The 13,963-nt window shown below is 36.5% G+C and carries 14 protein-coding genes; 8 read left to right on the forward strand and 6 right to left on the reverse strand.

Going from position 1 to position 13,963, the window contains the following annotated elements:
- Positions 1-9 precede the first annotated feature (9 nt).
- The 7 genes from QV06_RS04605 to QV06_RS04635 all read left to right on the forward strand — a co-directional run bounded on the left by QV06_RS04605 (position 10) and on the right by QV06_RS04635 (position 5,560).
- Positions 10-642: a ubiquinone biosynthesis accessory factor UbiJ gene (locus tag QV06_RS04605; RefSeq protein ID WP_065237143.1), complete on the forward strand. Its 633-nt coding sequence runs from the start codon at positions 10-12 to the stop codon at positions 640-642.
- Complete coding sequence (ubiB, locus tag QV06_RS04610) at positions 639-2,279, forward strand: ubiquinone biosynthesis regulatory protein kinase UbiB (protein WP_065237144.1); 1,641 nt, start codon at positions 639-641, stop codon at positions 2,277-2,279. The genes QV06_RS04605 and ubiB overlap by 4 nt, the downstream gene beginning before the upstream one ends.
- Positions 2,280-2,357: 78 nt before the next feature.
- Positions 2,358-2,588 (forward strand): Sec-independent protein translocase subunit TatA, encoded by a 231-nt coding sequence (gene tatA / locus QV06_RS04615; protein WP_065234814.1) that lies wholly within the window; start codon positions 2,358-2,360, stop codon positions 2,586-2,588.
- A 2-nt stretch (positions 2,589-2,590) separates the two neighbouring features.
- Positions 2,591-3,130, forward strand: coding sequence for a Sec-independent protein translocase protein TatB (gene tatB / locus QV06_RS04620; protein ID WP_065237145.1), 540 nt, complete (start codon positions 2,591-2,593; stop codon positions 3,128-3,130).
- A gap of 23 nt (positions 3,131-3,153) precedes the next feature.
- A complete protein-coding gene (gene tatC / locus QV06_RS04625; protein ID WP_065234812.1) occupies positions 3,154-3,885 on the forward strand; it encodes a twin-arginine translocase subunit TatC in 732 nt (243 codons plus the stop codon).
- Between the two features lie 108 nt (positions 3,886-3,993).
- On the forward strand, positions 3,994-5,010 hold the full coding sequence (gene hemB / locus QV06_RS04630) for a porphobilinogen synthase (RefSeq protein WP_065237146.1): 1,017 nt from the start codon (positions 3,994-3,996) through the stop codon (positions 5,008-5,010).
- 1 nt (position 5,011) lies between these two features.
- Positions 5,012-5,560 (forward strand): uracil-DNA glycosylase, encoded by a 549-nt coding sequence (locus QV06_RS04635; protein ID WP_065237147.1) that lies wholly within the window; start codon positions 5,012-5,014, stop codon positions 5,558-5,560.
- Here the strand turns inward: QV06_RS04635 and aphA are convergent.
- The 4 genes from aphA to QV06_RS04655 form a co-directional block, all read right to left on the reverse strand.
- Positions 5,557-6,270, reverse strand: a complete 714-nt coding sequence (gene aphA, locus QV06_RS04640; RefSeq protein WP_065234809.1) for an acid phosphatase AphA — start codon at positions 6,268-6,270, stop codon at positions 5,557-5,559. The two genes, QV06_RS04635 and aphA, sit on opposite strands and share 4 nt — an antisense overlap.
- Before the next feature lie 16 nt (positions 6,271-6,286).
- Positions 6,287-7,342, reverse strand: a complete 1,056-nt coding sequence (gene fbpC, locus QV06_RS04645) for a ferric ABC transporter ATP-binding protein (protein WP_065237148.1) — start codon at positions 7,340-7,342, stop codon at positions 6,287-6,289.
- Positions 7,343-7,356: 14 nt separating this feature from the next.
- Positions 7,357-9,411, reverse strand: a complete 2,055-nt coding sequence (locus QV06_RS04650) for an ABC transporter permease (RefSeq protein ID WP_065237149.1) — start codon at positions 9,409-9,411, stop codon at positions 7,357-7,359.
- A 119-nt stretch (positions 9,412-9,530) separates the two neighbouring features.
- Positions 9,531-10,565: an ABC transporter substrate-binding protein gene (locus QV06_RS04655; protein ID WP_065234806.1), complete on the reverse strand. Its 1,035-nt coding sequence runs from the start codon at positions 10,563-10,565 to the stop codon at positions 9,531-9,533.
- A 292-nt stretch (positions 10,566-10,857) separates the two neighbouring features.
- Between QV06_RS04655 and QV06_RS04660 the strand changes: the two genes are divergently transcribed.
- A complete protein-coding gene (locus tag QV06_RS04660; protein WP_065237150.1) occupies positions 10,858-11,919 on the forward strand; it encodes an NADH:flavin oxidoreductase/NADH oxidase in 1,062 nt (353 codons plus the stop codon).
- A gap of 157 nt (positions 11,920-12,076) precedes the next feature.
- On the opposite strand, the gene QV06_RS04665 is transcribed toward QV06_RS04660, so the two are convergent.
- Positions 12,077-12,484, reverse strand: coding sequence for a hypothetical protein (locus tag QV06_RS04665; RefSeq protein WP_156541963.1), 408 nt, complete (start codon positions 12,482-12,484; stop codon positions 12,077-12,079).
- Between the two features lie 106 nt (positions 12,485-12,590).
- Positions 12,591-13,949 (reverse strand): Na+/H+ antiporter family protein, encoded by a 1,359-nt coding sequence (locus QV06_RS04670; RefSeq protein WP_065237152.1) that lies wholly within the window; start codon positions 13,947-13,949, stop codon positions 12,591-12,593.
- Between the last annotated feature and the right edge of the window lie 14 nt (positions 13,950-13,963).

The raw sequence follows: 13,963 nt of genomic DNA on the forward strand, positions 1-13,963 counted from the left end.
AGGCAGCCTATGACACTCTCATCAATTAAACAACAGCTTATGTTGCCACAATTTGCGAATGGCTTATTTGAACAAGGGCTAAATTATTTGATGCAACGTAGTGAGGGAATCGAACCTCATCTACGTAAATTGAATGGAAAAGTGCTATCGATTTCTTTTAAACAAGGTGGTCATGCGTATCTGATTTTTTCTCATCAACGTATTGATGTGTTAGCCAATTATGAAGGTGATGCAGATTGTGTTGTAACAGCGGATGCGAATGTATTGTGGCAACGACCGCAAAAAAGCCAATTAGCTGATTTTATCAATCGTCAACAAATTGTTTTTCAAGGGGATTTACAAGTGTTACAAGAAACAGTAGCACTATTTGAACAATTAGAAAAAGATCCCGCGGAATTGTTGTCACCTTACCTAGGTGATGTGGCTGCACATATGTTGACCCGAGGTGTACAACAATTACAACAACAGTTGACAAAACAGTTGCAAACTAGTGAACGCCATTGGGGAGAACGTTTAACAGAAGAGTGGCAACTTATTGCTCCAACACTCGCCTTAGTTCATTTTTATGATCAAGTTGCCAGTTTAGAACAGGATCTACAACGTCTTGAAGCTAAAATTAATCGCTTGACAGGAACAGTATGAAATTAAAACAGTATTTTCGTTTCTATCAAATTATTCGGGTCATGTTGCAATATGGATTAGATGAAGCATTACCTGAAATTTCATTAACCCGTCCAATCCGTTGTGTAAGTAAACTATTTTTTTGGATCAAAAATGAACATACTGATAAATCTTTAGGTTTACGGTTACGGTTAGCGTTCCAGACCTTAGGACCAGTATGGATTAAATTTGGTCAAATGCTTTCGACACGTCGTGATCTGTTTCCACCAGAAATTGCAGATGAATTGGCTTTATTACAAGATAAAGTAGAACCTTTTTCAGGTGATTTAGCTCGAGCAGAAATTGAGAGGGCATTAGGCGGTAAAATTGAACAATGGTTTGATGATTTTGATGAAAAGGCATTAGCTTCCGCTTCAATTGCTCAGGTCCATACAGGGCGATTTAATGCGAAACAAGCTTTGGCAGGAAAAGAGGTCGTATTCAAGGTTATTCGCCCAGATATTCAACCTGTGATTGCCTTAGATATTGGATTAATGTATCGGATTGCAAAATGGATTCCTCGTTTAACCAAAGAAGGATATCGATTACGTCCAGTAGAGGTTGTGCAAGAGTATGAGAAAACCTTGTTGGCGGAATTAGATTTACGCCAAGAGATGTCAAATGCAATTCAATTACGACAAAACTTTTTAGATAGTTCAATGCTTTATGTGCCAGAGATGTGTCCTGATTTTTGTCATAAAAATATGATTGTAATGGAACGTATCTATGGTATTCCTATTTCTGATATTGCTGCATTAGAAGCCAACGGAACAGATATGAAACTATTAGCGGAGCGTGGAGTACAAGTCTTTTTTACCCAAGTTTTTCGTGATAGTTTTTTCCATGCAGATATGCATCCAGGCAACATTTTTGTGAGTTATGATCATCCTGAATCACCACAGTATATTGGTATTGATTGTGGTATTGTCGGCACATTAAATAGTGAAGATAAACGTTATTTAGCCGAAAACTTTTTAGCCTTTTTTAACCGAGATTATCGTCGCGTTGCACAATTACATATTGATTCAGGTTGGGTGCCAGAAGATACGAATTTAGATGAGTTTGAACAGGCTTTCCGAATTGTTTGTGAGCCAATTTTTTCTAAACCATTAGCCGAAATTTCTTTTGGTCATGTGTTATTGAATTTATTTAACACTGCACGTCGTTTCCAGATGCAAGTACAACCGCAATTAGTATTATTGCAAAAAACTTTATTGTATATTGAAGGCTTGGGACGCCAACTTTATCCGCAATTAGATTTATGGCAAACAGCAAAACCGTTCCTGCAAAACTGGATGAATGAGCAAATTAGTGTGAAGAAAATGTATCGTGATTTTCAATCACATATTCCTTATTTACGAGAACATTTTGCTTCTTTTCCACAAACGTTGCATCAGGCATTGCTGGAACAGAAAGAGATTAAACGTGAACTGGTGTTGATTCGCCGAGAATTTAAGTTACAGCAACGAAAAAATACCCAACGTGTGTATGGCGTTATTGTAGCGAGTTTGCTATTCTTTGGCGGTTTGTTTGGTTATCCTTTTTTGCCAAGTTGGTTAAGTCTGAGTTTATTAGTGATTGCAACTGGCTTATTGGTAAGAACGGTTTTACAGAAATAATGCAATGATTATGGCTAGTCTCTAGGTAAGAGTAGCGGTATAATTTGACGAAATTTTTTTACTTATCGAGGTATCATTATGGGTGGAATTAGTATTTGGCAACTGTTGATTATCGTATTAATTGTTGTATTACTTTTCGGAACAAAGAAATTAAAAACATTAGGTTCAGATCTTGGTGAATCAGTCAAAGGCTTTAAAAAAGCAATGAGTGATGATAATGAAAAAGATGCTGAATTTAAGAAATCTATTGAATCACAAACCAGCTCGACTAGCGAAACAGCAAAAAGCAAAGATAAAGAGCAGGCATAACCGTGTTTGATATAGGTTTTTCAGAACTTGTTCTGATTTTTGTCATCGGTTTAGTTGTATTAGGGCCACAGCGTTTGCCTGTGGCTATTCGTACCATAGTCAGTTGGATTCGTACACTCCGCAATCTAGCGAATAATGTACAATCAGAGCTGGCACAAGAATTAAAACTACAAGAGCTGCAAGAAAGCATCAAAAAAGCTGAACATCTTAATCTATCATCTCTTTCCCCTGAGTTAAGCAAAACGGTCGAAGAGTTAAAAGCGTCAGCAGCGAAAATGCAACAGCAGTTGGATCAACAAACACAAGCAGCAAATCAAACGGTTGAACAGTTAAAATCATCTGTTGAATCAGCGTCTTCAGCTTCTCAAACAGCTAATGAACAATCAGCAACGGAAGTGTTACCTGATGAACAAGCGGAATTAGCTGAAATTGATGAAGAAAAGTTGATTTTAGAACAGCATAGTGATGATTTAGCTACTTATGATCCAATGACCAGTGCTGAGCAAGCAAATATTACCAACAAAGAGAAAAAAGATTCATAATTGTCGTTCAATGAGGGAAGGCTATGCCGAGTGTTGATGAATCTCAACCGCTAATTACCCATTTAGTTGAGTTACGCAATCGCATTTTAAAAAGTTTTATTTGTGTGTTGATTGTGTTTATTGCATTAGTTTATTTTGCTAATGATATTTACCACATTGTTTCTGAGCCTTTAATTAAGGAATTACCAAATAACTCAACAATGATTGCAACTAATATTGTTGCACCATTTTTTACACCAATTAAATTAACCGCAATTACAGCAATCTTTTTGTCTGTGCCTTATATCTTGTATCAAGTGTGGGCATTTATCGCCCCAGCATTATATAAGCACGAAAAACGTTTAATTTATCCATTGTTAGTATCTAGTACATTACTGTTTTATATTGGTGTTGCCTTTGCTTACTATGTTGTATTCCCATTGGTGTTTTCATTTTTAACCAAAACAGCACCAGAAAGTGTTGCGATTGCAACGGATATTAGCAGCTATTTAGATTTTGTATTAACCCTATTTTTAGCTTTTGGGATCTGTTTTGAAGTACCCGTAGCGATTATTTTATTATGCTGGAGTGGTGTTGTTAGCGTAGCTAGCTTAAAAGAAAAACGCCCTTATATCTTAGTTGGTGCGTTTGTCATCGGGATGTTATTAACACCACCAGATGTCTTTTCTCAAACATTACTTGCAGTACCTATGTACCTCTTATTTGAGGTCGGCGTATTCTTTGCTCGATTCTATCAACCGAAAGAAGAAGAGTAGTCAATTATTTTGATTCATTTTTGGATAACCGCCAACTTGTTTGGCGGTTATGCCATTATCAGTAAAGAATAATTTTGTAGAACAATTAATTAAATAAGGAAGGTTGTGATGACTCAACAAATTTTTTCAGCATTCCCTGTACGTCGTATGCGTAGAATGCGTAAACAGGATTTTAGTCGTCGTTTAATGGCAGAAAATAAATTAAGTGTAGATGATTTAATCTATCCAGTATTTGTGATCGAAGGTGAAAATCATCGTGAGGCAGTACCATCAATGCCGGGAGTGGAACGTTTAACTATCGATCAATTACTGATTGAAGCAGGTGAATTAGTCAAATATGGCGTTCCAATGATTGCTTTATTCCCAGTAGTACCACAAGAGAAAAAGTCACTAATGGCAGAAGAAGCTTATAATCCACAAGGCTTAGCACAGCGTGCAGTGCGTGCCTTAAAGAAAGCTTATCCTGATTTAGGGGTAATGACTGATGTGGCATTAGATCCATTCACTACCCATGGTCAAGATGGCATTATTGATGAAACAGGTTATGTATTAAATGATATTACAACCGAAGTATTGGTGAAACAGGCTGTTTCTCATGCGGAGGCTGGTGCTGATGTTGTTGCACCAAGTGATATGATGGATGGGCGTATTGGTGCAATTCGTGCAGCACTTGAAGAAAAAGGTTTTATTAATACGTTGATTATGGCGTATTCTGCAAAATATGCGTCTTGTTTCTATGGTCCATTCCGTGATGCAGTGGGCTCATCAGCTAACTTAAAAGGTGGTAACAAATTTACTTATCAACTTGATCCAGCCAATAGTGATGAAGGTTTGCAAGAAGTTGGTTTAGATTTGCAAGAAGGTGCAGATATGGTGATGGTAAAACCAGGGATGCCATATTTGGATATGGTATGGCGAGTTAAACAACACTTTGGTGTGCCGACATTTGCTTATCAAGTATCAGGTGAGTATGCAATGCAAATGGCTGCCATTCAGAATGGTTGGTTAAAAGAAAAAGAAAGTATTATGGAAGGCTTAGTGTGTTTTAAACGTGCTGGAGCCGATGGCATCTTAACCTATTTTGCGAAACGCGTTGCACAATGGTTAGCTGAAGAACAGAAATAATATGACGAACGAATTCAGTATTGAACAACAGCGAACAGCTTTACAACAACAGTTCCCACAATATCAACTGGTATCTGGGTGGGGCAATCCACAAGCAGAAATTATGTTTATCGGCGATGCACCGGGTAAAGATGAGTGGGAGCGAGGACCTTTTGCTGGTACAAGCGGTAAATTTTTTGATCAAATGCTGAATTCAATCGGTTTAGTTAGAGAGAATATTTATTTAACGAATGTGGTTAAATTTCGCCCAGAAAAGCGAGATCCTAATCAACGAGAAATTGCAGCTTTTGCAGATTGGTTACAGGCAGAGATAAGGTTAGTACAACCAAAAATTATTGTTCCTTTTGGACGCATTGCTTTATCAGTATTCTTGCCTGATCTAAAAATTAGTGAAGTACATGGGCAATTATTATCTCTAACTAAAAAAGAGCAATCTTTTTTATTATTGCCGATGTATCACCCAGCAGCGGCAATGCATAATGGAAAAATTCGCCCAATGTTGAAACAAGATTTTCTTACATTGGGCGAAGTATGGAATGAGTTAGATTAATAACTTGAGTTAATTAATACTTCTTCACCATAGCCACCGAGTGTTGGCATTGGTAAATAAGTAGAGTTCGGGGCACGCATAATACGAATACCACGAATTCCTGCTTCTTTCGCTGCTAACACATCATCATCACTATCACCATAATGAATACTGATTTTATGAGCTAAGATAGCTGGTGTTTTGTTGTATTTTGTTTTGCGTGGACGATCACCCATAAAATCAACTGGGTGCATATTTTTAACGCCAAGAGCTTTTTCTAGAATTGGTGTTACGCCATCAACTTTACCTGCTGTTCTACCGGTAATAAAGTAAACACTGTCACCACGTTCTTGGTGCATCTTAATCAACTCTTTAGCCGCTTCTTTTGGAATAGAATATTTATCGCAACCTGCATTAACTTCATCCCAAAATTCTTGTTTTTTCAAATATTCAAAGCCATTTGGCGAATATTTTTGTTGGCCATAATAGAAACAAGGGCTAGAAAATAACACGGTATCATCGATATCAAAGCTAACATTAATCGGCCCTTTTCCTTCCAAGCTTTTTTTGATTTGTTCGATTGATACCCAATGAATTGGTGCTTGTTGCAACATTTCACGTGCATTTGTACCTGGTTCTGTATAAGGTTCGACTTTTGCCGCAGAAACGGTCATTGCTGTTGAAGCAAGTAATACAGCAAGTGAAAGTTTCTTCCATGTTATAGACATCATTACAACTCCTTAATGATTATTGTTGTTTGTTTAATAAGAAAATACCTGTGCTTGCGAACTGAAGATATGCTTCTTTGGTTTGTGCATTAAAATGTTCAGGTGCAAGATTAACAAGTAACTCATCGTTACCCCAAGTAATAATAATTTCCCAATGGTTACCCATATAAACGGCTGATTTAATTTGACAGCGAGTTTCAGGCGAACCTTGTTCGGTTAGCATTATTGCTTCAGGACGAATACCTACCAGACATTCTCCATCTGGTACATTAAAGTCAGCAGCTTGTTCAAGGGATAGTGTATATCCATTGATTGTCACTTGGTTGCCTTGCAGGTTACCATTTAAGATACTGGCTTCTCCCATGAATTTAGCAAGGAAAAGAGAATTTGGACGTTGGTAAAGCACTTTTGCAGGTGCTTTTTGCATAATTTTTCCTTTATTCATAACGATAACTTCATCAGAAACCGCAAAAGCTTCACTTTGGTCATGGGTAACGTAAAGTGAAGTAATATTAAATTTTTGCTGCAATTCACGAATCTTTTCACGCATACTACGACGCAAGTTTGCATCTAAGTTACTTAAAGGTTCATCAAATAACAATACTTTAGGTTTTAAGACTAAAGCTCGAGCTAAAGCAACACGTTGTTGTTGGCCACCTGAAATTTGATCGACATAACGATCGCCAAAGCCCGCTAAGTCAACTAATTCTAGTGCTTCTTCAACGCGTTGTTTACGCTCTTCAGGAGCAACGCCTAACATTTTTAAGCCATAACCAACATTATCGGCAATCGACATATGTGGGAAGAGGGCATAGGATTGGAAAACAATACAAATATCACGGCTTTGAATAGATGATTTTGTCACATCTTCACCATCAATAAAGATCTGGCCTGTTGTTGGACGTTCTAAGCCAGAAACAAGACGGAGAATAGTAGTTTTACCGCAACCAGAAGGCCCTAATAATGTTGTCATGGTACCTCGTTTGATAGTTAAACTGAGATCATCGATCACAACAGATTTACCAAAACGTTTAGTGACATTTTTTAATACAAGAAAGTTATTATCGTTATTCATAAAACAACCTCAATTTAAATCATCTGTTTAGCTTTTGAACGAGAGATACGGGTATCGCCCACTAACCAGTCAAAGAAAAGAATAATCGCCATCATCACCACAATCAGTAATGAACCATAAGCAATAGCAATACCATATTCACCATCTTCAACACGATTTAGGATATACGCTGTTGCCACACGGGTATCGGCGGTAACCAAGAATACGATTGCACTTACTGTTGTCATTGCACGAACGAAACTAGTAATTAATGCTGACAATAAAGCGGGTTTTAATAAAGGTAAGGTGACATACAGTAATGTCTTCCAAGAACTACCTTTTAAAGAAAGTGATGCTTCATCTAAAGATTTGTCTAATTGCCCTAAACCAGCGATTGCTGCACGCATACCGATAGGGAGATCACGCATTACCATAGAGATAATGATAATAATGCCCGTACCTGTAATGTAGAACGGTGCATCATTGAATGCGAGAATATAGGAAACCCCAGCAACAGTACCTGGAACAGCAAAGCAGAGCATCGTTAAGAACTCTAGTGTTTTCTTACCAGCAAAATCTTTTCGTACAACGATATATGCAATTAATAAACCAAAGAGTGCTGTAACAGGAGCAGCAATACCGGCATAAATAATGGTATTGATTAATGATGGCCAAGCCCCATCACTGAAACCTTGTCCGAATAGAGAGGCGTAATTCTCTAAGGTTAAGGTGTAATCAACACCCCAGTTCACAGTGAAGCTACCGTAGAAAATACTACCGTAAAGCGTTGCGTTAAAGATAACCCAAATTGCTAATAGGGCAATAATGGCGTTTTTTAAACCAGCAGGTAAATCTTGAACATCACCGCGATAAGATTTACCTGATACAGTGACGTAAGACCGGTTACCAATCCAAATATATTGGATAATAAAAATACCTAAAGAGAAAAGTAAAAGAATCGTACCCAAGGTACTTGCTGAAGCATAATTTAATTGTGAACCAGCAATATAGAAATAGATTTGGGTAGCAATCACGTCAAAGCTTCCGCCAAGTACTAATGGATTACTAAAGTCAGCCAAAGATTGAATAAATACTAATAAGAACGCATTTGCTAAAGCTGGTTTTAGTAATGGGAAAATTACTTGAAAGAAGGTTTGATAGCGGTTGGCTCTTAATGTATAAGATGCTTCTTCAATAGAGGGATGAACGGATTTTAATGATCCTTCCAAAATCATAAAAGCTAATGGGGTAAACGCAAGAATTTGTGCGATAGCAATCCCATTAAAACCATAAAGCCAGTTGGTATTAGTAAAGCCAAAATGTTCTACTAAAAATTCAGTTAAATAGCCAGAACGACCAAGCATTAAGGTTACCCCTAAACCGACGACAAACGGTGGTGTAACAATAGGAAGAATAGAGAAAATCTTACCAATAAAGGCGGTACGTCTAGCAATTCTTGTGGTGTAAAGTGCAAAGGCTAAACCGAATACAGTAGAGATAAAACCAACAAAAGCAGATAACCACACTGAGTTTGCAATAACCCGAACAATATAAGATTGTCCAACAATATCAATGATTTGTGCTGGCTTAAATTGATCGCCATCATAGAACATAGATACAAAGATAGCGAGTGTTGGATAAACAATAAAGAAGAAAATAAGCAAAATAATGCTGAGTAAAGAAGCAATGATAAATTTATCACCTTGCATAATTTTTAATGCAGCAAGGGCATTGGTGGCTAAAGCAGTCAAGGTAATTACCATGACAATAATAGAGTAGCCTAAACTAAGATGATAAATATTGGCTGAAAAGAACGTAAATAAGCCAATTAAGCAAATAACGGCTAATTCTGTTTTAGCTTCTATTTCAGTTGATAAGCCTAAACGTGGCAAAAGCCAAAAAATAATCAAAGAGCCAAACCAAAACCAGCTAAGGTTAAATGAGTGCCAACCCATTGCAGCAAGAAATTCATCTGCTGTTGATTCTAAAAGACCATAATCTAACGCAAAGGTTGGCAATACAATAAAAGCAATTAGGCTAAGTAAAATCCAGGTTGTGGTGGTATTTATTGAAAATTTTGTTGAGTTCATACAACCTCTCAAAATAGAAATAGGGAATATAGAGATTCCCTATTAAGTTAGGAAAATAAGTAAATGGGTAAAAATAGCTATGATAAGAAAAATTCATAGCTATTTTATTGATTTACCTTTTATTTATTCAATTTAACGTCATTGACCCATTTATCAATTAGACGTTTTCTTTCATCACTAGAACCATATTTTTCAAAATCATAATTGATTAGATTAAGTTTGGTTGGATCGAAAGCATTTGGTGATTGTTCAGCAGTAGTATTGGTTAAGGTTTGTAAAGATTGACCTTTCTTCCATGCCAATTCTTGACCTTCTTTAGATAATACCCAGTCAACAAAGAGTTTTGCATTATCTAAGTTTCTTGCACCTTTCAAGATACTTACACCACCAAGTTCATAACCAGTACCTTCGCAAGGCACGATAAGCGCTAATGGTGCACCTTTTTCTTTTTCTAAGGCATAATCGTGTAAGAATCCGATACCAATAGTTGCTTCACCACGTGCAGCATTACGAGATGGTGTAATACCTGATTTAGTATATTGAGAAATGTTTTTATCTAAAGATTTGAAATAATCAAAGGCTTTTGGTTCGCCCCATAATTGAACGAAAGTTGCGATAGCAGTATAAGCGGTACCAGAACTTTGTGGGTCGGCGATTTGAATTTCTCCTTTAAGACGAGGATCTAATAAATCGCTCCAACATTTAGGTACTTCTTTAATACCAAGTTTTGCTAAGCGTTCAGTATTTACGCCAAAACCTAAAATACCCATATAGATAGCAGATGATAAATTACCTTTAATTTTGCCTGGGTCACGGAATTTTTCTACGATTTGAGAAAGATTTGGTGATTGATAAGGTTGTAATAACCCTAATTCGCCAGCTTGAGATTGAGGATCAAATGTACCACCATACCAAACATCAGCTTGTGGGTTATTTTTTTCTGCTTCTACTTTTGCAAAAGTACTACCAGAACCGTTACGAATGAAAGAGGTTTTTACATCATATTTTTTAGAAAACGCTTGAGTTTCTGTTTCACATAATTCATTAGTCGCACTACAGTAAACAACAAGACGACCAGCTGCTTGAGCGGTTGAAGCTAATAACACAGCACTCACTGCAACTGCAGAAAGTTTTAATGAAGTAGATAAACGCATAATCATTACTCCTTAATGTAGGTAAAAATACCGGTGGATTATAAAAAAACTCTCTGCAAATAAATGTGAATAGATTCACAAAAATAAAAAATAAATGGATGAAATGAATAGATTAGCTAAAAAAATAACCAAAAAACGGTATATTTTTTCTTTTTCGAAGGCAATCTAGAGCGTAACGAAAATCCATATATAAAAACAATTATAACGATAAAGAAAGATGATTAATGTTAAATTAGTTTCTTATTATATAATAACGCACGTTATTAATTTGCTTATTATATAGGAGAGAATTATGGCAAAGTTTCGTTATTTTACTCAACCGTTCTCAATTAAAAATCTCACATTACGCAATCGTATTGTTATGCCACCAATGTGCCAATATAGTGCAGTAGATGGCGTACCTAGTGATTGGCATTTAGTACATTATGCATCACGAGCGGTTGGTGGTGTAGGATTAATTATTGTTGAGATGACAAATGTTGCGCCAAATGGACGTATTACACCTAATTGTTTAGGTTTATGGAATGATCAACAACGCGATGCCTTTAAACGTATTGTGGATGTAGTACATTCACATGGTGCAAAAATCGGAATTCAAATAGGTCATGCTGGACGTAAAGCACAAGACTGTGATGATGTGGTTGCACCATCTGCAATCCATTATGGTGATTTAGATTATCCTGGACAAAATTTAAAAACACCAAGAGAACTTACAAAACAAGAAATTCAACAAGTTATTCAGGCTTTCCAAGATTCTGTAAAAAGAGCGGTGGAAGCTGGTTTTGATTTAATTGAATTACATGGCGCACATGGTTATTTAATTCATCAATTTTATTCACCAAAATCAAATCAACGCCAAGATGAATACGGAAAAGACAGAATGTTATTTGGTGAACAAGTGATTAAAGCAGCAAAAGCGGTTATGCCAGCAGAAATGCCACTAGTCATTCGTATTTCAGCACAAGAATATTCTGCGAATGGCTTTGATAGTGATTATGGGGTTGAAGTGGCTAAACGATTCGCTGCTGCTGGTGTGGATATGATTCATGTAAGTGGTGGCGGTAATGGTGCATTGGTTGAAGGAAAACACCCACAATTTGCAGCAGGATATCAAGTCTATTTAGCTCGTAAAGTGAAAGACGCTACTGGCTTACCAGTTATCGCAGTAGGTATGCTAGATAATCCAGGATTAGCTGATTTTGTGATTGGTAATGGTGATGCGGATTTAGTTGCTGTAGGACGTGGTTTATTACGTGATCCTTATTGGGTGTTAAATGCACAATATGAGCAAAATGCAAGTGATAGCACACCAATTAATGATATTCCTCGTCAATATCAACGCGGTTTTGCATAGTTATGAATCTAGGTCGGATACATTTGTATCCGACATTTTTTAACCAAAGTATTTTTAAACATAGACAGAAGTAACAAAAGTAAAAGAGAGATTTATATGAATAGATTCTATGGTGAAGCATAATTGAGATGAAGGTATTGTATATTTTGAGATGAGATTATGCTGGTGATTTTAGTTTTTTCCACTTGCGATAGCCATACACCATTACACCATAAATGCAAAAGCATGTTAGACTAGTAAATAGCCAAAAATATTGTTTATCAGATTTTCCATCATGAATGATGATCGTAGGTTGATTGACCAGATAAGTGATTTCCATACCTTTTCCCTCTCTTAAGATTTTTGCTTGCCAATTAGTTAAGTCTGTGTGTTTTGTAATAAATACTTCTCCATTTGCCTGATAGATCAAATCAGCATAGTAACAATTTAATCTTTTCGATTTTCCACATTTCTCAACTTCAACTTTATTGGTATAAGCTAAGGTTTTTGCACTTGGTTCAATATAGAAACGTAAGTAATTTGAGCCAGTGAATATAGCACCAAATATAATTATGATAAATCCCAATAGATATGTTATGACTTTACAACATTTCATAAGTATTAAAGTGGCTCAAGCGGTAATTAAAAAAATGAGCCATGTAAAATAGCTCATTTTTCTTTTCTTATTTTAATTAAAGCACCATCGCTGCAATCCAACCAAAGATTAACAATGGAATATTATAGTGAATAAAGGTTGGTACCACAGAATCCCAAATATGATCGTGTTTCCCGTCCATATTTAAACCAGAAGTTGGACCTAAGGTTGAATCTGAAGCGGGAGAACCTGCGTCACCCAGTGCTGCGGATACACCAATAATTGAAGCAGTAGCTAAAGGTGAGAAACCAAAACTAATACAAATTGGTACATAAATAGAAGTAATAATTGGCACAGTTGAGAAAGAAGAACCAATTCCCATAGTGATAAATAACCCAATTAAGAGCATCAAAAAGACCGCTAAACCTTTATTATCTGGTCCAATAGTATTACTAAAGGATTGAACAAGTTCAGTTACCCCACCTGTTTCGTTAATTACTTTGGCAAAGCCAGAAGCAGCAATCATTACAAAGCCAATCATCGCCATTAAGCGTAAGCCTTGTTGGAAAACATCATTGCTTTCTTTTAGTTTGAAAATCCCGCCTGCTGCAAAGATGATTAAACCGACTAAACCACCAACAATAGTTGATTCAGTGAAAAGTTGTAACGTAAAAGCAGCAATAATTGCAAAAACACTGATCCAAACATGGAATGGCTTAATATTAGCAATACGTTGTTGTAAATCTTCAGATGTTGGTTCGTTAGTATGAACAATATATTCTCTTGGTTTACGATAACTAATAAATACTGCGGTTAATAAACCAATTACCATCCCAATAACAGGGATTAACATTGCTAATGAAACTTGAGCGGTAGAAGTTTGTAGTCCAAATTGTGCACCTGCTTCATTAATATTTTTTACTAGTACGTTTTCAATAAAGATTTTTCCGAAACCGACTGGTAATAACATATAAGTTGCAGTTAAACCAAAAGTCAGTACGCAAGCTACGGCACGGCGGTCAATTTTAAGTTTATTAAGAATGCTAAGGAGTGGTGGTACGACAATAGGAATAAATGCGATATGTACAGGAAGTAAGTTTTGTGAAGAAATCGCAAAAGCTAATAGAATCGCTAATAGAAAATATTTAAACCAAAAGAGGGTACGATTACTTGGCGTATGTCCTAAACGCATAATAACTTTATACGCAAGTAAATCGGTTACGCCAGATTTAGAAATTGCGATAGCAAATGCTCCCAATACGGCATAATTCATCGCGACAGAAGCGCCACCGCCTAACCCATCAGTGAAAACTGCGACAGTTTTATTGAGATCTAATCCACCAACTAATCCAGCAGTTAATGCCGAAATAATTAGCGCAATAACGACGTTGATGCGCATTAAACTCAGCGCAAGCAACACGAGAATTGAGATAACAACTTCGTTGCCAAATAACATAATGTTGTGTTCCT

The sequence above is a fragment of the Gallibacterium genomosp. 3 genome (genome assembly GCF_001678475.1).
Classification (GTDB): Bacteria; Pseudomonadota; Gammaproteobacteria; order Enterobacterales; family Pasteurellaceae; genus Gallibacterium; species Gallibacterium faecale.